The 26,893-nt window shown below is 67.0% G+C and carries 23 protein-coding genes; 14 read left to right on the top strand and 9 right to left on the bottom strand.

The window, feature by feature from the left end; all coding sequences use genetic code 11:
* The first annotated feature begins 178 nt into the window (after positions 1-178).
* The 4 genes from ACFU5V_RS13685 (at position 179) to ACFU5V_RS13670 (ending at position 4,003) form a co-directional block, all read left to right on the top strand.
* Positions 179-469, top strand: coding sequence for a hypothetical protein (locus tag ACFU5V_RS13685; protein WP_378699846.1), 291 nt, complete (start codon positions 179-181; stop codon positions 467-469).
* A gap of 201 nt (positions 470-670) precedes the next feature.
* On the top strand, positions 671-805 hold the full coding sequence (locus tag ACFU5V_RS13680; protein WP_378699844.1) for a hypothetical protein: 135 nt from the start codon (positions 671-673) through the stop codon (positions 803-805).
* Positions 806-1,558, top strand: a complete 753-nt coding sequence (locus tag ACFU5V_RS13675; RefSeq protein WP_378699842.1) for a DUF1254 domain-containing protein — start codon at positions 806-808, stop codon at positions 1,556-1,558. It begins immediately after the preceding gene.
* Between the two features lie 90 nt (positions 1,559-1,648).
* On the top strand, positions 1,649-4,003 hold the full coding sequence (locus ACFU5V_RS13670) for an arylsulfatase (RefSeq protein WP_378699840.1): 2,355 nt from the start codon (positions 1,649-1,651) through the stop codon (positions 4,001-4,003).
* Between the two features lie 15 nt (positions 4,004-4,018).
* On the opposite strand, the gene adhP is transcribed toward ACFU5V_RS13670, so the two are convergent.
* Positions 4,019-5,044 carry an alcohol dehydrogenase AdhP gene (gene adhP / locus ACFU5V_RS13665; RefSeq protein WP_378699838.1) on the bottom strand — a complete coding sequence of 342 codons (1,026 nt, stop codon included), beginning with the start codon at positions 5,042-5,044 and terminating at the stop codon, positions 4,019-4,021.
* 102 nt (positions 5,045-5,146) lie between these two features.
* Positions 5,147-5,677, bottom strand: coding sequence for a DUF1269 domain-containing protein (locus tag ACFU5V_RS13660; RefSeq protein WP_072943712.1), 531 nt, complete (start codon positions 5,675-5,677; stop codon positions 5,147-5,149).
* A 241-nt stretch (positions 5,678-5,918) separates the two neighbouring features.
* Here ACFU5V_RS13660 and ACFU5V_RS13655 point away from each other — a divergent pair, with 241 nt between their 5' ends.
* The gene (locus ACFU5V_RS13655) at positions 5,919-9,182 is read left to right on the top strand and encodes a protein kinase (protein WP_378699836.1); all 3,264 of its coding nucleotides are present in this window, start codon (positions 5,919-5,921) and stop codon (positions 9,180-9,182) included.
* A 21-nt stretch (positions 9,183-9,203) separates the two neighbouring features.
* Here the strand turns inward: ACFU5V_RS13655 and ACFU5V_RS13650 are convergent, their stop codons facing one another.
* The 3 genes from ACFU5V_RS13650 to ACFU5V_RS13640 all read right to left on the bottom strand — a co-directional run bounded on the left by ACFU5V_RS13650 (position 9,204) and on the right by ACFU5V_RS13640 (position 11,961).
* A complete protein-coding gene (locus tag ACFU5V_RS13650) occupies positions 9,204-9,770 on the bottom strand; it encodes a peptide deformylase (RefSeq protein ID WP_378699834.1) in 567 nt (188 codons plus the stop codon).
* Positions 9,771-9,820: 50 nt separating this feature from the next.
* On the bottom strand, positions 9,821-11,194 hold the full coding sequence (locus ACFU5V_RS13645) for a flavin monoamine oxidase family protein (protein ID WP_378700168.1): 1,374 nt from the start codon (positions 11,192-11,194) through the stop codon (positions 9,821-9,823).
* 128 nt (positions 11,195-11,322) lie between these two features.
* Complete coding sequence (locus tag ACFU5V_RS13640) at positions 11,323-11,961, bottom strand: TetR/AcrR family transcriptional regulator (RefSeq protein WP_378699832.1); 639 nt, start codon at positions 11,959-11,961, stop codon at positions 11,323-11,325.
* Between the two features lie 107 nt (positions 11,962-12,068).
* On the opposite strand from ACFU5V_RS13640, the gene ACFU5V_RS13635 reads away from it, so the two are divergent.
* A complete protein-coding gene (locus ACFU5V_RS13635) occupies positions 12,069-13,424 on the top strand; it encodes a flavin monoamine oxidase family protein (RefSeq protein ID WP_378699830.1) in 1,356 nt (451 codons plus the stop codon).
* A gap of 19 nt (positions 13,425-13,443) precedes the next feature.
* Here ACFU5V_RS13635 and ACFU5V_RS13630 read toward each other — a convergent pair whose 3' ends face one another.
* Positions 13,444-14,514, bottom strand: coding sequence for a serine hydrolase domain-containing protein (locus ACFU5V_RS13630; RefSeq protein ID WP_378699828.1), 1,071 nt, complete (start codon positions 14,512-14,514; stop codon positions 13,444-13,446).
* 74 nt (positions 14,515-14,588) lie between these two features.
* Positions 14,589-15,977: an APC family permease gene (locus tag ACFU5V_RS13625; protein WP_378699826.1), complete on the bottom strand. Its 1,389-nt coding sequence runs from the start codon at positions 15,975-15,977 to the stop codon at positions 14,589-14,591.
* 141 nt (positions 15,978-16,118) lie between these two features.
* Here ACFU5V_RS13625 and ACFU5V_RS13620 point away from each other — a divergent pair, with 141 nt between their 5' ends.
* The gene (locus ACFU5V_RS13620; protein WP_378699824.1) at positions 16,119-16,829 is read left to right on the top strand and encodes a TetR/AcrR family transcriptional regulator; all 711 of its coding nucleotides are present in this window, start codon (positions 16,119-16,121) and stop codon (positions 16,827-16,829) included.
* A gap of 16 nt (positions 16,830-16,845) precedes the next feature.
* On the opposite strand, the gene ACFU5V_RS13615 is transcribed toward ACFU5V_RS13620, so the two are convergent.
* Positions 16,846-17,811 (bottom strand): alpha/beta hydrolase, encoded by a 966-nt coding sequence (locus ACFU5V_RS13615; RefSeq protein ID WP_378699822.1) that lies wholly within the window; start codon positions 17,809-17,811, stop codon positions 16,846-16,848.
* 156 nt (positions 17,812-17,967) lie between these two features.
* Between ACFU5V_RS13615 and ACFU5V_RS13610 the strand changes: the two genes are divergently transcribed.
* From ACFU5V_RS13610 to ACFU5V_RS13595, 4 genes are all read left to right on the top strand, one after another.
* Positions 17,968-18,633: a hypothetical protein gene (locus tag ACFU5V_RS13610; RefSeq protein ID WP_378699820.1), complete on the top strand. Its 666-nt coding sequence runs from the start codon at positions 17,968-17,970 to the stop codon at positions 18,631-18,633.
* Positions 18,626-19,981, top strand: coding sequence for a glutamine synthetase family protein (locus ACFU5V_RS13605; protein WP_378699818.1), 1,356 nt, complete (start codon positions 18,626-18,628; stop codon positions 19,979-19,981). The genes ACFU5V_RS13610 and ACFU5V_RS13605 overlap by 8 nt, the downstream gene beginning before the upstream one ends.
* A complete protein-coding gene (locus ACFU5V_RS13600) occupies positions 19,978-20,751 on the top strand; it encodes a gamma-glutamyl-gamma-aminobutyrate hydrolase family protein (protein ID WP_378699816.1) in 774 nt (257 codons plus the stop codon). Before ACFU5V_RS13605 ends, ACFU5V_RS13600 begins: the two co-directional genes overlap by 4 nt.
* 133 nt (positions 20,752-20,884) lie before the next feature.
* Positions 20,885-22,375 carry an MFS transporter gene (locus ACFU5V_RS13595; RefSeq protein WP_378699814.1) on the top strand — a complete coding sequence of 497 codons (1,491 nt, stop codon included), beginning with the start codon at positions 20,885-20,887 and terminating at the stop codon, positions 22,373-22,375.
* On the opposite strand, the gene ACFU5V_RS13590 is transcribed toward ACFU5V_RS13595, so the two are convergent.
* Positions 22,346-23,026 (bottom strand): TetR/AcrR family transcriptional regulator, encoded by a 681-nt coding sequence (locus tag ACFU5V_RS13590; RefSeq protein WP_378699812.1) that lies wholly within the window; start codon positions 23,024-23,026, stop codon positions 22,346-22,348. The genes ACFU5V_RS13595 and ACFU5V_RS13590 overlap by 30 nt on opposite strands.
* Before the next feature lie 308 nt (positions 23,027-23,334).
* Here ACFU5V_RS13590 and ACFU5V_RS13585 point away from each other — a divergent pair, with 308 nt between their 5' ends.
* Genes ACFU5V_RS13585 through ACFU5V_RS13575 form a run of 3 tightly spaced genes read left to right on the top strand, consistent with a single transcriptional unit; the run spans position 23,335 to position 26,856 of the window.
* Entirely contained in the window at positions 23,335-24,957 is a 1,623-nt protein-coding gene (locus tag ACFU5V_RS13585; RefSeq protein WP_378699810.1) for a class I adenylate-forming enzyme family protein, read from the top strand.
* A gap of 10 nt (positions 24,958-24,967) precedes the next feature.
* Positions 24,968-25,747, top strand: a complete 780-nt coding sequence (locus ACFU5V_RS13580; protein ID WP_378699808.1) for an enoyl-CoA hydratase/isomerase family protein — start codon at positions 24,968-24,970, stop codon at positions 25,745-25,747.
* Positions 25,748-25,761: 14 nt separating this feature from the next.
* The gene (locus ACFU5V_RS13575; protein ID WP_378699806.1) at positions 25,762-26,856 is read left to right on the top strand and encodes a Zn-dependent alcohol dehydrogenase; all 1,095 of its coding nucleotides are present in this window, start codon (positions 25,762-25,764) and stop codon (positions 26,854-26,856) included.
* Positions 26,857-26,893 lie beyond the last annotated feature (37 nt).

Genomic DNA, 26,893 nt, shown 5'->3' with positions numbered 1-26,893 from the left:
ACAGACCGGCCGGTACGGGCGATAGTCCCGCGCTTCCTGAGTGTTCGCTGAGGATTCGAGATGAATGGTTCTGCGCCGGAGTATGTTCGAGAAGTGCCCCGCTTCGACCAGTGCTGGGAGCACCCCTATGTCACGCCGAGGTGATGTGGCACAGCGGCAGCAACCTCGAGAGGTGGTCATGAACATCGTCAAGAATGTCATCGTTGTCGGATCCGTCGCGGCGGGCTTCGCCCTGGTCGGTCCGGGAATGTCGCTCGCGGCGGCGATGCCCGCGCAGACGGTCGTCAATCAGCCGTCGGCGCCGTCCTCCACGCCGCCCAAGGAACCTACCTGTGGTCCGTTCCAGGACGCCCCGCACTGGGATTTCGACGCGCCGAGCAATCCCCTCGGGGACTGGTGCACGCAGTGGCAAGGGCAGCCGCGGGACACCACCAAGGATGGTGGCGGGGGCACCGTCTTCATGAAATGACCTTTCACCCGGCATGGGTGACGGCCTGGCGGACGCCGCGGGGCATGGTGTTCGGATGGGTACTTCGTTCGACGACGTCGCCAGAGCATTAACCCCCGCGCACGCCGGGCTGGCCCGGTCCGCGGGGGTTCCTGCCGCACTGGCGGGCGAAAGCTATGTGAAGGCGCTCGCCCGCGTCGTCGATTACTGGGATACCCGGCAGTGGACACGTTCGGCCGCACGTCCATGTGGAACCTCATGGACGGCAAAGCCGGCCTGCAACTCGGCATCCTGCCCAGCGTACCGAAGAACCGCACCGGTGGGCCGGCCGATCACGTGAGTCCTGCGCAGCGGTGAGTGGTCTCACCGAACAACGACACGATCTACGGCGTCGGGTTCGCCGATCTGACCCGGGACGCCGTGGTCGTCCAGACACCCACCGACGTTCCCGCCGGCCACTACTGGACCGTCCAGATCACCGACGTGCTCACCAACGTCGTGCACCAACTGGGTTCGGCCGCAGGCACACCCGGCGGCAATTTCCTGCTCGTCGGAGCCACCTGGGAGGGGAACGAGCCCGCCGAGTTCGTCGGCGTCCTGCGGATGCCGACCTATACGGCCGCGGTGATTCCGCGCAGCGTCGCCGCGCACTCGGAGGAATCCAAGCAGAGTGACTCCGACACCGAGATGGCTGCTCGAGCGCGCACACTGGTCGCGTTGCACCGCTCCGACGAGTCGTACCGCGCGCTCCTCCACGGCCGCGAGCAGTACACGATGACGTTCGCCGAGAACGCCCTGCCGCCGGTCGACCGAAGCCGTGGCGGGTTCTGGTCGTTGACCGTCTACGACGAGGACGCTTTCGTGCTCGCCGGTGCCCCCGGTGGTCGTCTCAATCTCGGCACCGTCGACCTCGACGCCGGCAATCTCGTGTTTCGCGACGGGACACTCACGTTGCACCTGTCGCACGAAGAGCCCAGTGACCTTGCTGCACGGTCGAATTGGATACCCGCGCCCGACGGTGAGTTCTGTCTGATCATCCGTGCATACGTCCCCGACCGGACGATCCTCGACGACTCCTACCGGTTCCCGGACGTCATCCGAGAACAGTAGGTGGGTTCGGGTTCACCCGTGTCGGGTGAGGTGTGTGAGCGCGCGAGTGCCGAGGCTGTCAGCAGGAGTGCAGGCGAGGAGAGGCGCATCATGGTCAAGCCATTTCGCGGTGTTGTCAACGTCGATGTCCGGGATTCGGTTCCGGATTGGACGCCGTTCGAGCCGCCTCGGGCCCCTGACGGAGCGCCGAACGTGCTCTACATTGTGCTCGACGACGTCGGATTCTCGGCAATGGGCTGTTACGGCGGGCCGATCGAGACGCCGAACATCGATCGGATCGCCGCGAAGGGGGTTCGGTACACGCAGTGGCACACCACGGCGCTGTGCTCGCCCACGCGGTCCTGTTTGCTGACCGGGCGAAACCACACGCGTAACAGTATGGCCTGCATCACGGAGGCGTCGATCGGATTCCCCAATGCGAGTGGCACGATCCCGCCGGAGAACGGCATGCTCTCGGAGATCCTCGGCGAGCGGGGTTGGAACACATACATGGTGGGCAAATGGCACCTGTGCCCGACGGACGAGATGAACCTGGCGGCGACTCGCCGAAACTGGCCGAGCGGGCGTGGTTTCGAGCGTTGGTACGGGTTCCTCGGTGCGGAAACGAACCAGTGGTATCCGGATCTGGTCTACGACAACCACCCGGTCGACCAGCCCCGTTCGCCGGAGGACGGGTACCACCTCACCGACGACATCACCGACAAGGCACTCGAGTTCATCAAGGACGCCAAGGTGATCGCGCCGGAGAAGCCGTTCTTCCTCTATTACGCGCCCGGTGCGTGTCATGCTCCGCATCACGCCCCGGAGGAGTGGATCGCGAAGTTCGAGGGCAAGTTCGACATGGGCTACGACGCGGTCCGTGAGCAGACCCTTGCCCGGCAGAAGGAGATGGGCATCGTCGCGGCGGACACCGAGCTGCCCCCGATCAATCCGATCGGCACCCCCGACACCCGGTCGGGACCCGAGGGGCAGCCGTTCCCGGAACTCGACTACACCCGTCCGTGGGACACGCTGGGCGACGACGAGAAGCGGCTGTTCGCGCGGATGGCCGAGGTCTACGCGGGTTTCCTGGCCCACGCCGATCATCACATCGGGCGGGTGCTCGACTATCTCGAGCAGAACGACGAGTTGGAGAACACCGTCATCGTGGTCGTCTCCGACAACGGCGCGAGTGGTGAGGGCGGCCCGAACGGCTCCGTCAACGAGATGAAGTTCGCCAACGGCATCCCGGACGACCTCGCGGAGAACCTCTCGAAACTCGACGATCTCGGCGGACCGAAGACGTACAACCACTACCCGAACGGTTGGGCGATGGCGTTCAACACCCCGTTCAAGATGTGGAAGCGTTACGAGTTCAACGGCGGCACCGCGGACCCGTGCATCATCTCGTGGCCTGCCGGGACGAAGGCGAGGGACGAGATCCGTGACCAGTACCATCACGCGATCGACATCGTGCCGACGCTGCTGGATCTCCTCGCGGTGGAACCACCGGAGACGATCAAGGGCCACACCCAGGCCCCGTTCGACGGCGTCAGCATGCGGGGCACGTTCGAGGACGAGTCCGCGCCCTCGGCGCGCCGGACCCAGTTCTACTCGATGCTCGGTTCGCGATCGATCTGGCACGAGGGTTGGAAGGCCGTCACGACGCACCCGACCATCGCCGGATGGGGCCACTTCAACGAGGACGAGTGGGAGCTCTACCACACCGATGTCGACCGGGCAGAGGTGAACAACCTGGCGTCGGAGCACCCGGACAAGCTGCGGGAATTGGTGAACATCTGGTTCGCCGAGGCCGGCGCGAACCTGGCGTTTCCCCTCGACGATCGATCGGGCGTCGAAATCATGGGCACGCCGCGCCCCCAACTGGCCGCGACCCGCGACCGGTACGTGTACTACCCGGACGTGGCCGCGGTGTCCGAATGGCAGGCGGTCAACACCCGCGGGCGGTCCTTCGTGATCGGGGCGCTCGTCGACATCCCCGAGCCGGGCGCCGAGGGCGTGCTCTTCGCGATCGGATCCCGCTTCGGCGGGCACGCACTGTATGTGAAGGACAACCGGCTGCACTACGTCAACAACTTCGTGGGCAGCGACGAACAGATGATCGTCGGCTCCGAAGACATCCCCACCGGCACCGACCTGATCCTGTCCGCGTCCTTCGACAAGGACGGGCAGCAACCTGCCGCCACCCTGGGAACACTGTCCCTCTTCCATGGGGACCGGAAGGTCGGAGAGGGCCGGATCAGAACCCAGATGGGGGCGTTCGCGATCGCCGGTGCGGGGCTGTACGTGGGCAGGCACCCAGGCGAGCCGATCACCGAGGACTACCCCGGCGAATCACCCCATCGTTTCACCGGCGGCACGATCAGCCGGGTCGCGATCGACGTCAGCGGCGAACCGTACCTGGACCTCGAACGGGAAGCCGCCCTGATGCTGATGCGGGAATAGAGGACTTGACCGCATTCATGCGAATTGCAGCACGATACGGCCGTCGACCGTGCCATGGCGCAACTCGTCGAAGACGTCGTTGATCTCGTCGAGTCTGCGGGTGTGCACGGTCGGATGAATCTTCCCGCGCGTATAGAAGTCGAGTGCCTCGCGCATGTCCTGCCGCGTGCCGACGATCGACCCCCGAATGGTCAGCCCCTTGAGGACGGTGTCGAAGATCGGAGCGGGAAAATCCCCGGGTGGCAGACCAATGAAAGTGATCGTCCCACCCCGCCGGGCCATTGCGATGGCTTGCCCGAACGCGGCAGGATGCACAGCCGTGACCAGCACGCCGTCGGTTCCGCCGGTTGCCGCTTGGATTCGAGCAGCCGGATCCTCCTTGGTCGCATTCACGAGGACTTCCGCGCCGAGGTTCCGGGCGAGTTCGAGCTTCGAATCCGACACGTCGACGGCGGCCACCCTGAACCCCATCGCCACCGCGTACTGGACGGCGACGTGACCGAGGCCACCGATTCCCGAGATCGTCACCCACTGACCCGGTTCGAGGTCGGTGACCTTCAGTGCCTTGTACACCGTCACGCCGGCGCAGAGTATCGGCGCCACCTCCACCGGGTCGGAACCGTCCGGAATGCGCGCCGCGAAGCGCGCGTCCACCAGCATGTATTCGGCGAAGGATCCGTTGATCGAGTATCCGCCATTGATCTGCTTCTCACACAAGGTTTCCCAACCCGTGCGGCAGTACCGGCAGTCCAGACAGGCGGACCACAGCCAGGCATTCCCGACCCGCTCGCCGATCTCGAGGTCGGCCACACCCTCGCCCAGTTCAACGACCGTCCCATAGCCCTCGTGGCCGGGGACGAACGGTGGGGCGGGCTTGACCGGCCAGTCTCCGTCCGCGGCGTGGAGGTCGGTGTGGCAAACGCCGGTCGTCTCGACCTTCACCAGCGCTTGATGGCGGCCCGGCGACGGAATCGGCACCTCTTCTATGGTCAGCGGCCGTCCGAATTCTTTGACGACCGCGGCCTTCATCGTGCTGGTCATGGGACCTCCTTGCGTCTGCGATGCACCCTACGAGCGGGGCGCCACTACGGTGGGTCGGCTGCGCCGGATGCCACGCGGAATACGCGGTTCAGGCGCCGGATCTCAGGATTTGGACGCCTCGTCGATCTCCTTGCCGACCCGCTCGGTGTCCGCCTCGAGCTGCTTCTTTGTCACCTTGGATGCGCGTTCGAGCGCCTTCTCGACCCGCGCCTCGAGGTCCGTCGCCGCAACGACGATCAGTCCGCTGTCCCCGTCGTCGAGTAGCTCACCCACGTCCTTGAGGTCGGAGCGGCTCATCCCGGCGGCGACGTGCCCGCCGAGTGCCCCGAGACCGGCGCCGCCGGCACCGCCAAGCAACAACCCGGCACCGAGCCCGACGGCCGGAAACAGGGCAACCAGCGCACCTCCAACCAGGCCGATGCCGAGCCCACCCCACGCTCCCTGCCGGGTCGGCTGCTCATGTTTCTTGACGATCTTGACCTTGCCAGTTTCGGTCCGGGTGATGACGGCCGCATCGTAGGTATCGATCAGGTCCGCCTCGACGTAGAGATCGTGCACGGCGTCGTAGTCGGCGATCGCGGCGTCTTGCGAGTCATAGACCGCCGCCAACAGGGCGAATGTATCGAGGGCCATGATTTCCTCCGATGGGTTGGTTGAGGGTGGACCCGCTTCCAGCCTCGGCACCCGCGGTCCCGCTCGCATCGCCCAAAACGGGTGATCACCAGCGTGTCGTCGTCGCGCAGCGAGCGCTCACGATGTCTCCGCCACGCAAACGTCACCGCCGTTGCCCGTCGTCGGCGATATCCTGGGGAGGCGTCCTCGAGAGGTAAGTGGTGCTGAACCGGCGACATGGCTCGGATGAATCGACCTAGCAGTGGCCGATGACGATCCGTTCGAGACCCAACGCGATGTGGACCCGACGGCCACCGCGCAGTTGAGTGCGGACGGATTCGACGACGCCCGGGAGATCGGGCGCGGAGGCTTCGGCGTCGTCTACAGGTGCACGCAGGCCACGCTCGACCGGACCGTCGCCGTCAAGGTTCTGACCACGGATCTCGCGAAGGAGAGCCGGGAACGATTCTTCCGGGAGCAGCGAGCGATGGGGCGTCTGACCGGCCATCCGAACATCGTGACCGTGCTCGAAGTCGGCATCACGGGAAGCGGCGATCCGTTTCTCGTGATGCCGTATCACCCGCAGGGCTCCCTGGACACTCGGATCCGACGGCACGGCCCGCTGTCGGTGGACGAGGTGCTGCACCTCGGGGTCAAGCTCGCGGGTGCACTCGAGACCGCACACCGGCAGGGCATCGTCCACCGTGACGTGAAACCCGCAAACGTCCTCCTCACCGAATACGGCGAGCCGGCTCTCACGGACTTCGGGATCGCCCACATGTCCGGGGGCTTCGAAACGGCGACGGGCATCGTCACGGGTTCGCCCGCGTTCACCGCACCCGAGGTCCTCGGCGGCGCGTCCGCGAGTCCGGCGTCGGACATCTACGGGCTGGGTGCGACCCTGTTCTGTGCGATCACCGGGCATGCAGCGTTCGAGAGGCGCAGCGGCGAACAGCTGGTGGCCCAGTTCGTCCGCATCACCACCGAACCGACACCGGATCTTCGGGAGCAGGGGATCGCGGACGACGTCACCGCCGTGATCGAGGAGGCAATGGCCCGCCGACCCGAGGACCGGCCACCCTCTGCCGCCGCATTCGGTGAGAAGCTGCGCGACGTCCAGCTCCGCCGTGGCGTGCCCGCCGACGTCATGGCCCTGCACGCTTCGCCGACCACCGCCGCCCCGGACTCGGCGGACACTCCACGGCGAACACCGCCCGGCCCCTCCGCGCATCGCACGGGAAATCTCCCTCTGGAATTGACCAGTTTCGTCGGGCGCAGGCACGAACTCACCGAGGCGAAGAATCTTCTGGCAGCATCGCGGCTGCTGACGTTGACCGGAATAGGCGGAGTCGGGAAGACCCGTCTGGCGATACGCGTCGCCACGGCAATGCAGCGCGAATTCGCCGACGGGGCATGGCTCGTCGAACTCGGGGAGGTCCGTGACCCGTCTCTGGTGATCGACGTCGTCGCCACCACGCTCGGATTGCGTGACCAGACGGCCCGGTCTCTTCGTGACGTCCTGCTGGACTTCCTCTCCTCGCGAGAACTGCTGCTGATACTGGACAATTGCGAACAAGTGGTCGACGCCGTGGCGGACCTCGCGACGACACTGCTGCAGCGGAGCCCCCGCCTGCGTGTTCTCGCGACCAGCCGGGAGCCCCTGACGATCGGCGGTGAAGCGACCTTGCGCGTTCCGCCGCTGACGGTCCCCGACCCGGATCGCGAGCCGTCACTCCAGGGTCTTCCCCGCTACGACGCCGTGTCGCTGTTCACCGAACGCGCCACCGCCGCGGTACCGGCCTTCACCCTCACCGAGGCCAACAAGACCGTGGTGACCCGAATCTGCCGTCGACTGGACGGGTTGCCGCTGCCGATCGAGCTGGCGGCGGCGCGGTTGCGGGCGATGTCGCCCGAGCAGATCCTGCAACGCCTGAGCGACCGCTACGCGTTGCTGACGCGCGGAAGCCGCGGGGCGCCCTCACGCCAACAGACGCTGCGGTTGTGTCTCGATTGGAGCTACGAACTCTGCACCGCGCGAGAGCAACGCGCATGGGAACAGCTGTCGGTATTCGCGGGTAGCTTCGAACTGGATGCGGCAGAACAGGTATGCGGTGCAGACAGCGACGCACAGGACCTCCTGGACGCGGTGGCATCGCTCGTCGACAAGTCGATCCTGAACCGGGAGGACCAGGGCGTCACGGTGCGGTACCGGCTGCTCGAGACTGTCCGCGACTACGGCCGGGAAAAGGCTCAGCAGACCGGCGACTATACGAACCTGCGTCGACTGCACCGGGATTGGTACCGTGAATTGGCCCGCACCGCTCACGCCGAGTTCATCGGCCCCAGGCAGATCGAATGGCTCTCCCGGTTCAGTCGCGAACGGCCGAACTTGCGGGATGCCATGGAGTTCTGCCTGGCCGAGGGCGACGTCGAGGAAGGCTTGCAGATCGCGACTACGGTGTCCCTGCTCTGGAGTACCCGCGGTCTGCTCAGCGAGACACGGCGATGGCTCGACCGGTTCCTCTCGTCACCGAATCTGCCGCCGACGATCGCGACGGCCAAAGCGCTCTACGCCGACTGCCTTATCGCCGAACAGCAACGAGACCATCAGCGTGGTGCTGCCCTCGTAGAGCAGGCGCATGCCCTGGCCGCCCGCGTGCCCGATCCCGTGGTGCACGCCGTCGTCGACCACGTGGACGGCGTCTTCGGGATCTTCAACGGTGATCTCGTGCGCGCGTACTCCGGTTTCGAGGGGGCCGTGAGCGTGCTTCGAGAAGCGGGGCGCGAGTTGGTCATCCACGTCGAGGCGCTCACGTTGCTCGGTCTGACCTACGAGCTGCTCGACGACGATCCTCGCCGGGCGGTCGATTGCTACGAGGAAGCCCTCGCGATCACCGATCGTCACGGCGAATCCGTGTACCGGGCCTACGTCCTGTGGGTCATGGCGGTTGCGCAGTGGCGACAGGGCGAACGGCGTCGTGCAACCGAATTGCTCGAGGAGGGGTTGCGGCTCAGCCGACTCGTCGACGATCCGGTTGGTTGCGCGAACAGCCTCGAAGCCCTTGCCTGGGTCGCCGGCGGCAGTGATCCCGAGCGCGCCGGCATTCTGATGGGAGCCGCCGAAGCCATCGGTCACGCCGTGGGAAGCTCCTCGGTTTTCGTCCCCGACCTGGCCGTTCATCACGACGAGTGCGAACAGGTCGTCCGCGGAGCGCTCAGCGAGAGGGACTACGAGCAGGCGCAGCAACAAGGCCGGAACATGGATCTCGATTCGGCCGTCGCGTACGCACTCGGCGAACGGCTCCAGAAAGATTCCGGACCCTCCGGATCGGTGAAACTGACGAAACGTGAGCGGCAGGTCGCCGAGCTGATCGCCGAGGGGCTGACCAACAAGGCCATCGCCGCCCGGCTCGTGATCTCGGTACGCACCGCGCGGGGGCATGTCGAACACATACTCACCAAACTCGGATTCAACTCGCGAGCCCAGGTCGCGGCCTGGGTCGTGGAGGAGCGGCAATCCACCTGACCGCCGCCGGTCAGCGGTGGTTCACCAGCCGAATGGGTTACGGTCCGTGCCGGGCAGCCAGGTGCAGCCCGGTTCGGACCAACCACGCTTCTTGATCATCTTGCGGGCAGCGCGATGGTTGCGGCCGATCAAGCGGTCGAGGTAGAGATGCCCGGCCAGGTGATCCGTTTCGTGTTGCAGGCAGCGGGCGAGATAGCCGAGCCCTTCGAACGAGACGGGCTCGCCCGAGCTGTCGACGCCGGTCACCCGCGCCCACTCGGCCCGGCCGGTGGGATAGCGCTCACCGGGGACGGACAGGCATCCCTCGAGGTCGTCGGGATCGGGCATCGTCTCCGGCAGTGGAGCTGTCTCGAGCGTCGGGTTGACGACATGACCGCGGTGCCGACGCCCGTCATCGATGAGGTCGAACACGAAGATCGCTCTCGGATCGCCGACCTGGTTGGCTGCGAGACCTGCACCGTGGGCTGCCGTGTTGGTCTCGTGGAGGTCGTCGACGAAGGCGCGGAGTTCGTCGTCGAACACGGTTACCGGGACTGCCGGCGTGGTGAGTCTGGAATCGCCGGCGATGAGGATCGGTCGAATGGCCACACCGAGCAGAGTACTGAAGTCCCAGGCGGAGACGGGATCACCGGTTGCGTTCAGCGCGGCGGTCGGCGGTGTGCGGCGATTCCGCGCTGAAAGGCTTCTGCGACTTCGCGAGCGGCTCGCTCGCCTGATTCGATGGCCCCCTCGATGTATCCGGCGTGCTCGCTCGCCGTCTCGGTTCCGGCCCAGTGGATGTCGTCGATCGGATCCGAAGGCAACGGGAACATTCCCACCGTGCTGCCTGTGGACGGTAGCGCCGAATATCCCCCGCCGGCGTGTTCGTCGAGGTGCCACGACTTTTCGTGCCAGCTTGCCGGCTGCAGGATGCCGGGTGACCCGATCGCAGCGGCGAGGGGTTCCAGGATCGCCTGCCTGCGGCCGGCTTCGTCGAGTCGGTCGAGTTCGCGAGCTTTCCGACCGCCGACCAGCACACACAGGTGACCCGGACCGCCGGGTGGGGAGGTATCGAAGACCGCGAACCCGGGGCCGTCGAGAAACATGAATTCGGCATCTGTGGTGGCGAGCCAGAACGGACGCTCGTAGACCGCGACCGCTTTGTACGCCGATCCCATGTACATGTCTTGCTCGAGGCGCCGCCGACCTGCCGGAAGGGGCGGGTCGAAGGCGATCTCGGCCGACACCGGGGGTGGCGTCGACACGATCACCTTGGACGCTCGGATGAGAGCCGACTGCGTACGGAGGACGACGCCTGTGCCGTCTCGACTGATGGATGTCACCCGACTGTTCGTGAGGACCCGTGGTCCGAGTTCGGCGGCAATCTTGTCGGTCAGGGTTCCTGCACCCTCGACGATCAGACATTCCTGCGCGCCGCCGTTCGTCGACAACATCGTGGAGAGTCCGCCCTGGTAGTGAATCATTGCGGCCAGCGCATCCATCGAGAGGCGGTCGAGGTCTGCCGTCGTCGACACCTCGACGACCACTTCGAGGAGGCGGCGGGCTTTGGCCGTCGGCACCTTGCGAAGCCACTCCTGCACGGTCGTCGAGTTCCATCGCTTCGGCGCTCCCCGCCTCGCCCGGATTTCCCAGGCCAGCAGAACGGCAGCGGCCGTCAGCATCGACGGACTCACGGCCGAGATGGTGCGGGCGTCGCCGACGACGGTCGGCCGCTTCGGTGTGCGCATGGGGAACACGGTGGCCCCGAGTTCGGCGGCCAGCGCCGAGAACCGGTGGTGTCCGTGGCCGATCCACTGCCCACCCAGATCGAGCCGCGAGCCCAAAGCCGAGGTTTCAGCCATCATCCGGCCACCCGTTCGGTCCGCAGATTCGAGAACGAGCACGTCGATCCCTTGTCGATGCAGCGCTCTGGCGGCAATCAGACCCGACATTCCGGCGCCGACCACAGCGATGCTGGTGTCGAGAGTGGTTGCTTGCTTGTCGTTCGGGTTGCCCGTTCCCTGTTGCACCATTGGTCTCACTCCGGGATGTCGATGATCCAGTGCCTCGGCAATGGCCGATGAATTTCTAAGTCGGACAGCCGTACGAATCAAGATAGAGTGAGGTCCACCCGAACGCAACAGCGTCCCGGATCCGAACCTCAGGCGGTGTCGGCCTTCAGTGACTTCGTACGCGCGACCGGCTGGGGGTCGGCATAGAGAACGAGCATGTCCAGCGCGTGGTCGAGATCGCGTCGAGCGCGGTCGGGATCCGGCTTCGCGATGTATTGCAGGATCAGTCCGTCGACCTGGGCCAGCGCCATGCGGCCGAGGGTGTCGAAGCCGATGGCGCAGCGTTCCCCTGCCGCTTGCGCGGCCCGCTCGCAGAACTCGGTGACGAGCGCGCCGTAGCGCTCGTACTGCAGCTGGGCCAGCCCCCCGGCTGAATCGCTCCGAAGCGAATAGGTCATGAGTTCGTATTGCATGATCTGCAGACCGACCCTGGTCGTGACCAGTTTGTTCCAGAAATTGCCCACCCCGTGGCGCAGGGCGTGTTCCACGCCCTTGTCGGCATCGAGTTCGGCGCGGAGCGTCTCGGATATCTCACCGATGACGGTCGTGATGACTGCACGAAGTAGCTGGTCCTTGCTGGAGAAGACGTAGTGCAGCGTGCCGAGGGGGATGCCGGCCCGCCCGGCGACGGCGCGAAGGGTCGTTCCGGGGACGCCCCTGTCGCTGAACTCCCTGATCGCCGCCGCGATGATCTGTGCCTCGCGCTCCGACGCCTTGACGTAGGCCACCGCTTTCCTCCTCGATGTCACCCGCCGATCCGACACCACTCTTGCACACCGGGATGCTGTGATCTAGGTTACGGTCGGACAACCGACCGACTTTTGGAGGGATTGAGATGATGGATTGCGATGTTGTCGTGGTCGGCGCCGGGCTCGCCGGACTCACCGCGGCGAGGGCCGTGGCTGCCGCCGGACGCAGCGTGACGGTGGTGGAAGCACGCGACCGGGTGGCCGGGCGCAACCTCGGCGGACACCTGGCGGGCGGCGGCCCGGTGGAGATGGGTGGTCAGTGGATCGGCCGGACCCAGACCGAGGCGTTGACGTTGATCGGCGAACTCGGGCTCGAGACGTTCCCGACCTACGACGACGGCGACGCGGTCACCCTCTACAAGGGGAAGGTCACCAGGTACTCCGACGCGACGTTCGGTCTCTCCGATGGCGCAGCGGTGGAGGTCGGCCGGCTCCAGCAGGAACTCGAGGTGCTTGCCGACTCGGTGTCGCTGTCGTCGCCGTGGGCTTCGCCCGCCGCCTCCGAACTGGACCGTCAAACTTTGGACGAATGGCTGCGCACCCACACCGGCGACCCCGAGGCGCTGGCATTCTGGGCGGCGGTCGTGCCCGCCCTGTTCTCCGCCCAACCGGCCGAGATGTCCCTGCTCCACTTTCTCTTCTACATCAAGTCCGGCGGCATGATCGACATGCTCGTCGGCACCACGGGTGGTGCCCAGGAGCTGCGTGTCGTCGGTGGCACACATCAGATTTCGGAGCGGCTCGCCGCGGAGCTCGGGGACGAGGTGGTCCGACTGAACAGTCCGGTTCACACGATCGCCCACGACGACAGCGGGGTCCGCGTCGAGTTCGACGGCGGAACCGTCTCCGCTGCACAGGCAATCGTGGCGATCCCCCCGACGTTGGCCGGGCGTCTCCGATACCGGCCCGCGCTGCCCGGTTCCCGTGACGGCCTGACTCAGCAGATCCCGATGGGGTCGGTGATCAAGGTCCAGATCGCCTACCCGACGCCGTTCTGGCGGGAGGCGGGACTCAACGGGTTCGCCTTCAACCTGGACGACGAGCTGAGCGTCACCCTGGACAACTCGCCCGCCGACGGCTCGTGCGGGGTACTCGTCGGCTTCTTCGAGGGCGCCCACGCCCGCACCGCCGCGCTCCGGACGCCCGCCGAGCGCCGAGCCTCGGCCGTGGCGACGCTGACGAAGCTGTTCGGCCCTGCCGCCGGCGAACCCGTGGATTACCTGGAACAGGACTGGATGGCCGAGGAGTACACCCGCGGCTGCTACGGCGGCCGGCTCGGCGCGGGCGTGTGGACGCAGTACGGTGCGGCCCTGTCCGAACCCATCGGGCGCCTGCACTGGGCAGGCGCGGAAACCTCCGACACCTGGAACGGCTACATGGACGGGGCGATTCGGTCCGGCTACCGGGCCGCGGCCGAAGTACTGGCGCACCTGAACTCGTGAGGCCGGCCGGGATCGCCGGTCACGCCAGCGATGCCGCGATCGCCTCGGCGGCCGCGAAGCTTGCGTTGTCGAGTTCGGCGTCCACCGGCGTCGGGCACGACGACAGTTTCACCACCACGACGTCTCGGTCGAGGTCGACGTAGATGGATTGACCGTAGATCCCCAGGCACAGCAGCACTTGCCGATCGGCGTGCGGCACCCAGAACTGGTTGCGGTACATGCCACCAGGCAGTGGCGTCGCGGTGGGTGACTCGGCATACGCTGCACGGGAATCGGGCGCGCCGCGCAGGGCATCCTCGATCCAGGATTGCGGCACCACCTGGTCGGTGCCGTTCCGTCCGCCGCATCGAAGCATCTCGCCGAACCTCGCCACGTCGCGAAGTGTCGCGGCGAGCCCGCCGTCGGCGAACACCGCTCCCGCGCGGTCCACTCCGGCATCCATGTCGTCCGAGGCGATCCGGGACCAGATCAGACGCGACAGCAACGACGGCATGCGCTCACCGGCGGCGCGCTCGCAGGCCCATCCGAGGACGTCCGTCTCGCAGGACCGGTATTCGAACGGACCGCCGTGTGGTCGAGCTGCTTTCAGCATCGGAAGGAATTCGTACATCGACTGCGGCACCCCGTCGTCGACGCGCGGAACCCAGCCGACGGCCTGGTCGAGGAGGCGTACCTCGGCGCCCGGTTCGAGGTATTCCTCCGAGAATTGGATTCCCGACCGCATGTCGAGGATGTGCCGGACGGTGGCTCCGGCATAGCCCGAGTCGGCGAACTCCGGAATGTACTCGGTGAGTGGGGCGCCCGGATCCAGTGCGCCGGTCGCGAGCAGGTTGGCGGCCACGGTGCCGACGATCGACTTGCTCGTCGAGAACAGCACGTGGGTCCGGTCGGGTTCGAGGTCGCCGGGATACAACTCCGCGATCACCGTGCCGCGGTGTAGCACCATGAATCCGTCGGTGTAGGTGCGTGCGAGGACCGAACGCACGGTCTCGTTGCCGACGGGGAGATCGAGGTCGAGTGTGCCGCCCTCGGGTAGCCGCACCGGAGTGGGGCCTGCCGCGACCCGTGCCGTCGGCACCATCTGGCGCATCCGGCTGAAGGTGTACCTGTTGTGCGGAGGGCTCTGCCAATCCTCAAGTGTGACAAGTGGTACGGTTCCGATCGTCATTTCTGTCCTTCGCTGATCTGTGCGGCGGCAACGAGATCCTGCTCGTGGGTGAGGTTCATTTCGGGTGTCGGCCTGCGGAATCCGCGAGTGAGCCACACCAGGTAGACGATTCCGACGGCGAGCCAGGAGATGCCCGACATCAGCGCGTGCTCGCTGAGCTGGGTGATCATGCCCAACGTCACGGCTGCGCCGATCGCCGGCACCACGACGAAGCGGATTCTGCTCAGCTGCCGGGTCGAGCGATGGCGGAGGTAGTAGGCGATGACGCAGAGGTTGACGGCGGTGAACGCCGAGAACGCACCGAAGTTGATGAATCCGGTTGCGGTTTCGAGGGGCATGTTCATGCCGACGAAGCACATCGCGCCGGTCACCAGTACGCAGAAGATCGGAGTGCGTGTGCGGGCGTTGAGCTTCCCGAACACGCGACGGGGGAGCACACCGTCCCGGCCCATGATGTACAGCAGTCGGCTCGAACTGAGCTGGACAGCCAGGCACGACGCGGACCCGGCGACGATGCCGGCGAGGTTCGTCCAATCGGCGTAGAACTGGCCACCGACGTCGACCGACATCGTGTACGCCACCGCTTGTGCGTCCTCGAAGACACCGCCGGGGTGGACCAGCTGCATCACGTACGCGACGGTGACGAAGATCAGGCCGCCGATCGCGACGATCCAGATGATGGCCCGCGGGATGTTGCGGGCGGCGTCCCTGGTCTCCTCGGCGAGGGTGGTGACGGCGTCGAACCCGAGGAACGAGTACGCCGCGATGGCCGCGGCGACCGAGATGCCGGACAGCATGCTGTTCGAATTCCAGAACGGCTCCGTGTAGGACGCGACGGGATTGCCCGCGACGAATTTGACGCAGTACGCGAAGAACAGCAACACGAGGAACACCGAGACGGCGAGCAACACTCGGTTGATGCGGTCGGCGAGCACGATGCCGATTACGTTCACGGCCGTCGTCAGGCCCGCGTTGATCAACATCCACACCCAGATCGGGACGGCAGGGAACTGGGCGTTGAGCAGGATCGACTGCGCCAGCCACGCGACCATCGGCAGGAACAGGTAGTCCAGCAGGATGGCCCATCCGACCAGGAATCCGACCGACGACCCCAGGTTGCGGCGCGCATAGAAGTACGCCGAACCCGACACCGGATAGATCCGGGCGAGGCGGGCGTAGCTCAGTGCGGTGAGCAGCATCGCCACCGTCGCGACGAGGAACGCGGTGGGCGCAGTGCCCGCGCTCGCCACGGCGATGACGCCGAAAATGATCATGACCAGGCTCGGTGCCATGTACGACAGGCCGAATGCCACGACCGACGCAAGCGTCAGTCGCGGGGTCAATCGAGGTTCGTCCGTCGCTGTCGCGGCCTGCGGATCCGTCATGTGAATTCCTCCGTGGAGTGCTGTGATCGATCACACTAAACAGCTACCGCACCGATGTTGTCAACAGCGTTGGCAGTTTTGATGGCAACATGGTCAGGAACAGGGATTGCTACGGTGGACCCGCGAATCGAGGGGAGAACGATGGCAAAGGACTCTGCACCCGCGACGACGCCGCGGCCCTCCCGGCGGGAACGCAGGGGTGTGCAGCAGGAGGCGGCCGTCGCGGCGGCCTTCGAACTCGCCCGGCGCGAAGGCGTCGGCGGGTTGACGATGCGACGGCTCGGCGAAGCACTGAACGTGGACGCGAGCACGTTGTACAGGCTTTTCCGTGACAAGGACGAGTTGCTGCTCGCCGTCTACGATCACGCGACCGCGATCGAACTCGACGAGATCGGCGAGGTGAACGAGGGCGAGCACTGGCAGGACACGCTGCGGCGCATCGCCGACCGGATCTGGGCGACGGCGGCCCAGTCACCGGCGATCGCCGCGCTGACGTTCGCGCGCACGACGGGCGGGCCTGCGGAGCGCCGGATGGTGGAGCTGATTCTCGACACGTTCTCGCGGTCCGGTCTGTCCCGGAGCGACACCGTCCGGTACTACCGGGCGTTCGTCGACGCCGCGCTCGGGCTCGCGGGCCAGGTCGCCACACTCGCCACCCTGGACCCCGAGATCCAGGCGAAGGACGCGTCGTCGTGGACCCGCATCTACGCCCAGTTGCCCGATGGCGAGTACCCCACCGCCCGTGCCCACATCACCGAACTGACCAGCATCGATCGCCGCGCCGTCTTCGACGTGGTGATCGAGGCGATCCTGGCTGCGGCCGAACGCGAGAGCCGCGAATCCGGTCTGTGAGCCGCTGAGCGAAGAGCTATGCCCGGGCGATCTCGCGCAGGTGCAGGCACACCTCGTCGATCGCCTGTTTCGCCTGCGCGAACACACCGATCTCGGTGACGAAGCCGTGGAAGACGCCGGCATACCGGGTCAGCGAGACGGGGACGCCGTCGCGCCGCAGCCGTGCCGCGTATGCCTCGGCGTCGTCCCGGATCGGGTCGACCTCCGCGGTCAGAATCAGCGCAGGCGGCAGGCCGCCCAGCGATTCGGCGCGCATGGGTGCCGCGAGGTGGTCGTCCGCCCGATGCCCCGGGCCGACGTAGTGGTCCCAGCACCAGCGCGCGTCCACGGTGCTCAGTAGCGGCGCATCGGCGAATTCCGACCACGACGGCGTCGTGAACGTCCCGTCGACGGCGGGGTAGGCAAGGACCTGAGTCACGGGTAGGGGGCTGCGCTCGTCGCGTCGGTGCAGGCAGAGGGCGGCGGCGAGATTGCCGCCGGCGGAGTCGCCCCCGATCGCGATCCTTGTCGGATCGATACCGAACTCCGATGCCGTCCGGGTCAGCCACGCATAGGCGTCGAGGCAATCTTCCAGCGCTGCCGGGTAGGGGTATTCGGGCGCCAACCGGTAGTCCAGGGACACGACCGTCCATCCGGATCCGGCGGCGATCGCGCGGCACAGTTCGTCGGCTCCGTCCAGGGTTCCCAGGACGAAACCTCCGCCGTGCAGATAGACGAGGGCGGGCGTGGCGCCGTCCGCAGCGGCACTGTTCGCGCGATACAGGCGAGCCCGGATCGCACCTGCGCGGGTCGGGACGATCAGTTGTTCGACACGGTCGAGCGGCGTGATCGGCTCGGCGGGGGGAGTCGTGTTCAGGAGCGCCCGGGCCTGCTCCGGTCCCAGCTCCCGGATCGGCTTCCGCAGGGCGTGGGCGATCATCCGGGCCGCGGCCTGTGCATCGCCGTCGAGCAGATTCCACCAGGTGGGGGCGTCGTCGTTCATCTCGGAACCTCGCAAGTCGTTGACAACAAGTGATCTGTGCCTCACCATCATAGTCACGTGACCAAGACGTTTGACTGTGAACGTCGCACTCCAACTGGGATCCGCTGCTGACGGTGTACCGCGCACATGATCTCGTCGAATCGAAAGGACTGAAGGATGACCGAAACGACGATCGGCCACGCGACATGCGAGGCCGACGCGGTCGACCGGGTCGACATCCGGATCGAGGACGACGCGAGTCCGATCGTCCGGCTGATCGGCCGCACGATCGCCGATTCCGTCCGCGCGAACCGTGCGGATTCCGTCGTGGAGGGGGTGGAAGGCATTGTCGCGGTCCGCTCCCACGACACCCCGCAGGCTGCGACGATCAGCATCTCGAACGGTGTCGTCGCCGTGTCGAGCGGTGTGTTCACCTCACCCGACGTCACCCTGACCGTCGACCTCAACGCGCGGCTCGCCCCGGTCGGCGAGCCCGCGGGCGAGCGCGACCTCGTCGCAACGTCGCTGGCACTGCTGTCGCCGCCGCTGCCGGACTGGCAGGTCGCCGCGGAGACGTTCTGGGCCGCGGCCCGGTCGGTACCGGGGATCCCCGACGTGCTCGTCGCGGTCGCGGACGGCCCCGACGGATTGGACCAGCTGGTCGTCGGCGAGGGCGAGACGCACTATGTGATCGCCGGCCCCCCGGAGCTGCTGGCCGGGATCTTCTCGGGCGCCGACGATCTGATCGCCGCCCTGTCCACCGGTCTGATCGGCGTGCGCGGCACGCTCTCTCAGTTGTCGGTGCTCGTCGCCGCATCCTGGAAGGTTCGATACGATGTCTGAAATCACCGTCGCTGCAACGGATCGCGATGCCGCCGTCCACACGGTCCGCCTCGAGGCTACCAATCACGACGGCTCGTTCCTCGGAAAGAACGTGGCGCCCAAGAAGTTCGCCGCGAGCGCGGGGTCGGGTTTCGCGTTCGCCGATCTCCTGTTCGGCCTCGACCTGGGCAACGATCCGACGTTCGGATTCGCCTACCCCGACTGGCGTGGGCACCTGGCCGACGTCCAGTTCCGGCCCGACATGTCGACGCTCGTGCAGTGGGAGCCCGGCCTGCAGTCCGTGATCGGTGACTACTGGCAGACGGACGGCACCCCGGTGGGCACCTGTCCGCGCAACCTGGCCCGAAAGCTGGTCGACCGACTCGCAACGCGTGGTTTCACGGCCACCGTGGCGGTCGAGATCGAGGCGACCCTGTTCCAGGAGTCCATTCACGAGGCCCGCGCCAAGGGATATCGCGACCTGACGCCGCTAGGCGGTTCCGCCGGAACCGCGTACCACCTCGCGAAATCGAAGGACTGGGTCGACTACATGTCGGCGGTCGCCCGTCGCCTCGAAGAGATCGGCATCGAGTGGGAGGCGTGGAGCGACGAGGACGCGGCAGGCCAGGTCGAACTCAACCTGGTTCCCGGTGACCCGATCTCGGTGTGCGATGCCTGGGCTCGCGCCCGGCAGGTGATGCGTGAGGTGGCCTTCGAACTCGGTCACACCGTGACCTTCATGGCCAAGCCGACGGCCGGGTACGGTCAGGCCTCGCACGTGAACCTGTCCCTGCAGCGCGACGGGGTCAACAGTTTCTACGCCGAGGACGGACCTTCACCGACGATGCGGCACGCGATCGGCGGACTCCTCGCGACGTTGCAGGGCGCGACGTCGATCGTGCTCCCGCAGATCACCTCGTATCGCCGCCTGGTCGACCTGAGCGGCCCGCCGACGACGGTCACGTGGGGCATCAGCAACAAGACCACCGCGGTGCGTGCGGTGTGCGGGCACCCGGAGTACTCCCGCCTCGAGTACCGGGTTCCCGGTGCCGACGCGAACCTGTACCTCGCGGTCGCGGCCATTCTCGCCGGAGTAGTCGCCGGCCTCGACGGCGCGATCGAGCCGCCCGAGCCGGTCAGCGACATGGCGTGGTGTGCACCCGATCTCGAGCGGTTGCCGAACACCATCACCAAGGCGGCCGCCGCTCTCGAGGCAGATCCGATCCTGCGCGAACAACTCGGGGACGAGTTCGTCGACTACTGGGTGGGAACCCGCCGGTGGGAGTGGATGCAGTTCCACACCGCGGGTGGCGATCCGTTCGCCGAGCTCTCCGAATGGGAGTCGGCGCGATACTTCGAGTTCCCGTGAGCACGGAGAACGCGACGCCGGGCACCGTCCGGCCGCTGATCGGCATCACCGGCCGGCGGTTCCGGCTGGGGCTGGTCGACGGACTCGACAAGCGTTACGGCCACCTGTTCGCCGACGCCTTCATGTCCGACTTCTCGGACCGGATCGCCAGGGCCGGTGGCATTCCGGTGAATCTGCCCTACGATGCCGACCCGGAGGCGATCTGCCATTGGCTGGGTGGCGTGGTCATCACCGGAGGCCAGGACGTTCATCCCGCGTGCTGGGGTGGCGACCCGTCGGTGGTCCGGGACGTGGACCCGCGGGACGATCCGATGGTCCACGACCCTGATCGGGACGAATTCGAGATCGCGCTCGTGCGTGCCGCACTCGCCAGGCGCATTCCGGTGCTCGGGGTGTGCCGCGGCCTGCAGATCCTGAACGTCGCTCTCGGTGGCACGCTGATCGCCGACCTCCCGCCCGGCTCCGTCGAGCACCTGTCGGTGTCGCCCCCGCTCACCGACGGTGCCGACGACCACAAGGTGACGTTCGAGCCAGGTTCGATCGCGGAACGGCTGTTCGGCGCCAGTGCGGTCACCAACTCGTGGCACCACCAGGCGGTCGACCGCTGCGGTACCGGCCTCGTGGTCACGGGTCGCGCGGCCGACGGCGTCGTCGAAGCGGTCGAAATGCCGGGGGCCGCGGTGCTCGGTGTCCAGTGGCATCCCGAGTGGATGGAACGCGACGATCCGGCACTGAGCTGGATCGTCGCCGAAGGCAACCAGCGGATCTGACCACAAGAGACTGTCGGCCGCCACCGAAAGGGGCGGCCGACAGTTGTCTTTCGTGTCAGTGCGGTATCACTCCACGCTCACCCCTCATGACGACGAACGAACTCCCACTTCTGATCACGAATCGGAGAAACCTATGACAGAGATTCACCAGCACGCCGGACTCGCCGGTGAGCCGCCCGCTCGCCGTGCACCGAGAAAGGGAGTGCTCATCGGTGTCGGCACGCTGCTGATCGTCCTGACCAACGCCGTCATCTTCATCCTGCCGCCGCTGCTGCCGATCATTCAGGCGCAGTACGGCCTTGCCACAGTGGCCGAGACGACGTGGCTGTACACGGCCCTTACCCTCGGCGGTGGAGCGGGCTTCATCCTGCTGCCGCGCCTCGCCGATCTGCACGGCGACCGAAACGCCTCCGTGGCGGCGTCCGCATTCCTCGCGGCCGGTGCGCTCGTTCCGGCTGTCGGCGACTCGTATCCGACCCTTCTCGTCGGCTGCATTCTCATGGGCTTCGGTGGTGCGGCGCAGCTGCTTCCGCTCGGTTTCCTGCGTCGCAATCTCGGTGAGGACGGCATCACGGTGGGTGTCGCGGTTCTCGTCGTCGCCACCGGCGTCGGCATCGTCGTGGGCATGATCGGAGGCGGCTTCATCGTCGAGACCCTGTCGCTGCGAAGCTTCTTCGCCATCCTGACTGCAGTGTGCGTGGCCACGACCATTGCGTGCCTTGTTGCGATCCCGCATGCTCCGCCCGCCGAGCGCAACGGCCGCATCGCGGTACTCGGCACGGTGTGGATGATCGCCTGGGTCGCGGCGATCCTGCTGACTCTGACGCAAGGCCTCGTGTGGGGCATTGCGGCGCTTGTTCCGTTGGTGGTCGGCATCGTCGGCGGCATCGCTTGGGTGCGCGTCGAGCGCCGGTCGACCTCGGCGGTGTTCGACGTCGCGATGATGAAGACGCCTCTGGTCACCGCGTCGTGCCTGTGCATCGCTTTGTTCGCAGCGGTGAACTCGGCCTTTCTGCTGCTGCTCAGCACGTACGCCCAGATCTCTCCCGAGAATCTTCGGCCCGAAGACTCCTACGGACTCGGGCTCAGCGCGCTGCAGACGGGCTGGCTCATGGCGCCCTTCGCGGCGGCGTTCCTGGTCCGCGGAACCGTGCTCGACCGCGCCCTGCTCAACGGCCGTGGCGTCCCCGTCTTCGTCATCGGCGCGCTCACCAGCGCATCGGGGCTGGCCTGGCTCGCCCTGGCGCACGACCAGCAGTGGCACTACCTCGTGGGCGCTGCCGTCATGGGGCTCGGGACCAGAATCGGCTACGCAGCCGGCTTCACCATGGTGCAGATCGCAGTGCCCGAAGAGAAGGCCGGGATGGCGGCCGGCGTCGCCGGCACGTCCATGGCCGTGGGTTTCGCCTTCGGCACCGCACTGGTCAGCGGCGACCTCAGCGCCTCCCTGGTTCCGGTGGTCGGCACCGGCCTCGAGGTCGCGGCCAAGGGGCTCTACGGCACCGGCTACTGGCTGTCGGGAGTCCTCGCCCTGCTCGTCGTGGTGACCGTGCTGATCTCGCGCGCCCGGTCCGGTCGACGCATCGAGGGTGTGTTATTCGACGCTCACCCAGGACACCAGTGAACGCAGGGCCTCCTCGGGTGACGCCTTCGCGGCCGGAGTCACCGGCCCGGACACATCGCCGAGGTTGGCGGCCATCCACGCGTCGAGGACGCCGAGGACGAGCTCGATCTGCGACTCGGCCGTTGTGCGGTCGGTGAACACCATCCAGTTGAGCGCGAATCCGTCGGACAACGTGGACACGATGTAGGTCAGTTCGTCGATCGTTTTCGGGTCGACGGACTGGCCTGCAGCGGTCGAGGCGGCCTCGAGGATCGCTCGCATGGATGCGAATGCCTCGTTGTACACCATCTCGGCCTGCTTGCCCTCCTGACGCTGGGCCCAGCTGATCAGCTCGACGATCGCCGCGCCGAAGTCCGGATTCGCCAGGTACCACTCCATCACTCCGCGCAACAGGGTGCGCGCCGTGGTCTCGACGTCGGCCTCAACGTCGTTGCGTGTCAACACCTCTCGATACTGCGCGGTGACGTGCTCGAAGACCGCCGCGAACAGCACCTCTTTCGTGGCGAAGCAGTAGTGCAACGTGGCCAGCGGAGCGTTCGCATCCTGCGCGATGCGGCGTGTGGTCGCGCCGTCCACCCCGTGGGCGGCGATCATGCGCACGGCCGCGGCCACCAGTTCGGCGCGACGTTCGGCGGCGGGAATGCGAGCCATGCGTTTCTCCTGTCCCATCAGATGCGAGCGACTGATCAAGTCAATGCAAACGCTACCAGTCGGACGAACGTGCGATCCGCCTCATCGTCGAGATCGGAAGCTCGCGACTTGCAGCGGTTACAGGTACGCGATCATTTGCCTTGATCATATGACTATATTCTTCTAGGCTATGACCGGGCCCACAGTCCGGCGCCGTCGGCGATCGGAGGGCCACGAGCCACGAGTTCACCGCGAATGCGCCGTGACGACATGAGATCGCAAGCCGCACCCGCATCAACGCCGCACTGCACCCGACATAGAGGATGACCATGACTGGAGTCCGATCAGTTCGCCAGGAACGCGCGATCGCGTTCGATCGCATGGCTGTGGACCCGCCGATCGACACCCTCGTCGGCCTGCTGGCGATCCAGGCCCTTCGGTATCCCGATCGCGAGTTCCTCCGGTTCGCGGAAGGGTCGTGGACCTTCGGCGAGATCGACGACTGGACGTCACGCCTGGCGCAGCGACTCGTCTGCGAGGACGGGGTCCGGGAAGGCGACCGGGTCGCGATCATGCTGCCCAATGTGGTGCAGTGGCCGGTCGCCTGGCTCGCGATTCTCGCGGCCGGCGGCGTCGCGGTGCCGATCAATTCGTCCTACCAGCGCGCAGACCTCGAATTCGTGCTGCGGGATTCCGGCGCCCGGGTGATCGTCACCGACGCCGAACACACCCCGCTCGTCGAACAGGTGCGCGCCGCGAACGCCGATCTGGCCGATGTCCGGATCGTCGAAGCCGCCTCGTGCGACGAACTCACGCAGTATCCGGCGGACAGGCCGGGGGTCGCCATCTCCGGCGAGACGCTCGCGAATCTCCAGTACACGTCGGGCACCACCGGATTTCCGAAGGCGTGCATGCTGACCCACGACTACTGGGTTCGGCTGGGGTGGGTCTGCGCGAGCGCGGCAGGCCTCGGGGCCGACGACGTGGCGCTCACCTCGCAGCCGTTCTCGTACATGGACCCGCAGTGGAACACCTCGCTGTGTCTCACGATCGGCGCACCGCTGGTGGTGCTGCCCCGGTTCTCCGCCTCGGGTTTCATGGCGGACGTCCGCAGGCACCGGGCCACATTCTGCTACGTGCTCGGCTCGATGCCCACGCTGCTGTTCAAGCAGGAGCCGAGCACGCAGGACCGGGACAACGACCTACGCCTCGTGCTGTGCTCGGCAATCCCCGTCGCGCTGCACGCGGAGCTCGAACAGCGTTGGGGTGCACCGTGGCGGGAGATCTTCGGGATGACCGAAAGTGGGGTCGACCTGGTCAGCCTCCCCGAGCGCACGGCCGACGTCGGCAGCGGACGGCTGGGGCAGCCGGTTCCCACGAAGCAGGTCCGGGTGGTCGATCCGCAGGGCGGAGAGGTTGCGGAGGGCGAATCCGGCGAGCTGATCACCTCGGGCAGACCGATGATGCTGGGCTACTGGAACCGGCCCGAAGACACCGCGCAGGTCCTGCGCGACGGCTGGCTGCACACCGGCGATGTCGCGGTCCGCGAGGCGGGCAGCTACCGCCTGGTGGGCCGGATCAAGGACATGGTCCGCCGCGGCGGGGAGAACATCGCGAGCGCCGAGGTCGAACGCGTCCTGGAGCGCGACGACACCGTCGTCGCGGCAGCGGTGGTCGGCGTCCCGGACGAGCTGTTCGGCGAGGAGGTCAAGGCCTTCGTGCAGCTGGCCACCGGCGCCGACGAGAGCCGCGGAGCCGCAGAGCGAATCGTCGATGGCGCACGAACCCAGTTGGCGCGCTTCAAGGTTCCGCGCTACGTCGAGTTCGTCGCCGATTTCCCGCGCACCCCGTCCGAGCGTGTGTCGAAGCCGGCCCTGAAGGCGCGCTCGGCCGAACACCCGGGCATCACCTACGACCTGCAGCCGCCGCGCACCGTCCGCGGCGGCAACTGAGGAGCCGGACATGACCGAGAACTACCTGGACGTGCACATCGACCGCGACGTTGCCGTGCTCACACTGAACCGCCCGGCGAAGCTGAACGTGCTGGACGTGGCGACGAGAGTGAGACTCGCACAGACGATTCGCCGGTTCGGGACGGGTGACGTCGTCCGCGGGATCGTGCTCACGGGTGCGGGGCGGGCGTTCTCCGCCGGTGAGGACCTGCAGTCGGTGCCGACCAGCTACGCCGAGATTCACGAGGCCTTCGCGACGTTCCACGACATCACCCGGGCGATCCTCGAGACGGAGGTCCCCGTGATCGCGGCCGTGAACGGGATCGCGGTCGGCGGCGCCTCGGAGGTCACGCTGTGCTGCGACTCGCGGATCGGCACCCCAGCCGCGGAGTACTACCAGCCGGAGAACCACCGCGGGATCATCATCTCGAATGCCTCGAGCTTCCTCCTGGGGCGCCTGGTCCGGAACCATGCGATGCGAATCATTCTCGGCTCCCACCGGATCGATGCGGATGAGGCGCTGCGGATCGGGCTGCTCGACGAGATCGTGGCCCCGCAGACACTGGTGGACCGCGCGGTGCAGGTGATCCGGCAGTGGAACTCCGATCCCCGTACCACCGCACTGCACCTGGGCCTGCTTCGGCCGCGACCCGAAGACATCGAGGCCGCGTTCGCCCGCGAAGACGACGCCGCCCGCCGGTCCTGGGAGTCCGGCGCCTTCACCGAGGGCATCGAGGGTTTTTGGGCATCGAAGAACGCGGCGCCGACGGCGCCCACGACGAGCAATTGAGATCGGAGACAAGAGTGATCACCACCGAAGCAGCACTTCTCACCGCGGTGAACGAGCCGCTGGAATTCACCGAGATCCGGGTCGACGACCCGGAGCCGAACGAGGTCCGCGTCGCGGTCTCCAACGTGGGCCTGTGCCACAGCGACCTGCACTACATGACCGGTACCGTGCACGCCGACCTGCCTGTGGTGGTCGGGCACGAGGTGGCGGGCATCGTCGAGTCGGTCGGCTCCGCGGTGACCTCGCTGCGTGCGGGCGACCGCGTCGTCGGCGCCCTCACGCCCTCGTGCGGGTTGTGCCGCAACTGCCAGGCCGGGCACTCGACGCAGTGCCAGCGCGTCTCGCAGATCCGGCAGCGGCCGCGCCCGGCGTTCCAGTTGCCGGGAGGCCGGGTCGTCGAGCGGCTCGGCGACATCGGCGCCTTTTCCCGCCACACCCTGATGCGGGAGAACTCGCTGGTGAAGATCCCCGACGAGGTGGGGCTGCACGTCGGGTGCCTCCTCTCGTGCTGCATCATCACCGGCGTCGGTGCCGTGTTCCGCGGCGCGCAGGTGCGCCCGGGCGCCACGGTGGCCGTGATCGGCTGCGGCGGTGTCGGGTCGGCCATCATCCAGGGCGCGCGGCTCGCCGGTGCCTCGGCGATCGTCGCCGTGGATCTCGACGACGCCCGGCTCGCGGCGGCGCGGACATACGGCGCCACGCACGTCGTGAACGGCGCGACCGATGTCCCCAGCGAGATCCGGAACATACTCGGCGACGGGGTGGACTACTCGTTCGAGGCCGTCGGCTCCGCGCGCACCGCGGCCACCGCGCTGTCGGTCCTGCGTGCCAGGGGTACAGCATGCCTGGTGGGCATCGCACCGGACGGCACCGACCTCACCGTTCCCGCGTCGGATTTCTTCTTCGGCGAGAAGCGCCTCATCGGCTCGTACATGGGCTCCGGCCAGGCGCACGAGGACATCACCCAGTTCGCGCGTCTGTACCTCCAGGGCAGCCTGCTGCTCGACGAGATGGTCAGCGACGTGATCCCGTTCGGCGAGGTGAACAAGGGCTTCGAGGCGATGAAGTCGGGCGAGGTGACCCGCATCGTCGCCGACCTCACCGTGTGAGCGCACCGACCACACCCATCCCCACGCACCGAAGGAA

The sequence above is a fragment of the Rhodococcus sp. NPDC057529 genome (assembly GCF_042802055.1).
Classification (GTDB): domain Bacteria; phylum Actinomycetota; class Actinomycetes; order Mycobacteriales; family Mycobacteriaceae; genus Rhodococcus_F.
The sequence above is the reverse complement of the archived record's forward strand: the minus strand, read 5'-3'. Positions and strand labels throughout refer to the sequence as shown.

Bases quoted from the DNA above. Each gene is read 5' to 3' on its own strand.
- ACFU5V_RS13685 (WP_378699846.1), top strand. From the start codon at position 179: ATGAACATCGTCAAGAATGTCATCGTTGTCGGATCCGTCGCGGCGGGC.
- ACFU5V_RS13670 (WP_378699840.1), top strand. From the start codon at position 1,649: ATGGTCAAGCCATTTCGCGGTGTTGTCAACGTCGATGTCCGGGATTCG.
- adhP (WP_378699838.1), bottom strand. From the start codon at position 5,044: ATGACCAGCACGATGAAGGCCGCGGTCGTCAAAGAATTCGGACGGCCG.
- ACFU5V_RS13660 (WP_072943712.1), bottom strand. From the start codon at position 5,677: ATGGCCCTCGATACATTCGCCCTGTTGGCGGCGGTCTATGACTCGCAA.
- ACFU5V_RS13645 (WP_378700168.1), bottom strand. From the start codon at position 11,194: ATGGTGCAACAGGGAACGGGCAACCCGAACGACAAGCAAGCAACCACT.
- ACFU5V_RS13635 (WP_378699830.1), top strand. From the start codon at position 12,069: ATGATGGATTGCGATGTTGTCGTGGTCGGCGCCGGGCTCGCCGGACTC.
- ACFU5V_RS13630 (WP_378699828.1), bottom strand. From the start codon at position 14,514: ATGCGCCAGATGGTGCCGACGGCACGGGTCGCGGCAGGCCCCACTCCG.
- ACFU5V_RS13625 (WP_378699826.1), bottom strand. From the start codon at position 15,977: ATGACGGATCCGCAGGCCGCGACAGCGACGGACGAACCTCGATTGACC.
- ACFU5V_RS13620 (WP_378699824.1), top strand. From the start codon at position 16,119: ATGGCAAAGGACTCTGCACCCGCGACGACGCCGCGGCCCTCCCGGCGG.
- ACFU5V_RS13615 (WP_378699822.1), bottom strand. From the start codon at position 17,811: ATGAACGACGACGCCCCCACCTGGTGGAATCTGCTCGACGGCGATGCA.
- ACFU5V_RS13610 (WP_378699820.1), top strand. From the start codon at position 17,968: ATGACCGAAACGACGATCGGCCACGCGACATGCGAGGCCGACGCGGTC.
- ACFU5V_RS13605 (WP_378699818.1), top strand. From the start codon at position 18,626: ATGTCTGAAATCACCGTCGCTGCAACGGATCGCGATGCCGCCGTCCAC.
- ACFU5V_RS13595 (WP_378699814.1), top strand. From the start codon at position 20,885: ATGACAGAGATTCACCAGCACGCCGGACTCGCCGGTGAGCCGCCCGCT.
- ACFU5V_RS13590 (WP_378699812.1), bottom strand. From the start codon at position 23,026: ATGGCTCGCATTCCCGCCGCCGAACGTCGCGCCGAACTGGTGGCCGCG.
- ACFU5V_RS13585 (WP_378699810.1), top strand. From the start codon at position 23,335: ATGACTGGAGTCCGATCAGTTCGCCAGGAACGCGCGATCGCGTTCGAT.
- ACFU5V_RS13580 (WP_378699808.1), top strand. From the start codon at position 24,968: ATGACCGAGAACTACCTGGACGTGCACATCGACCGCGACGTTGCCGTG.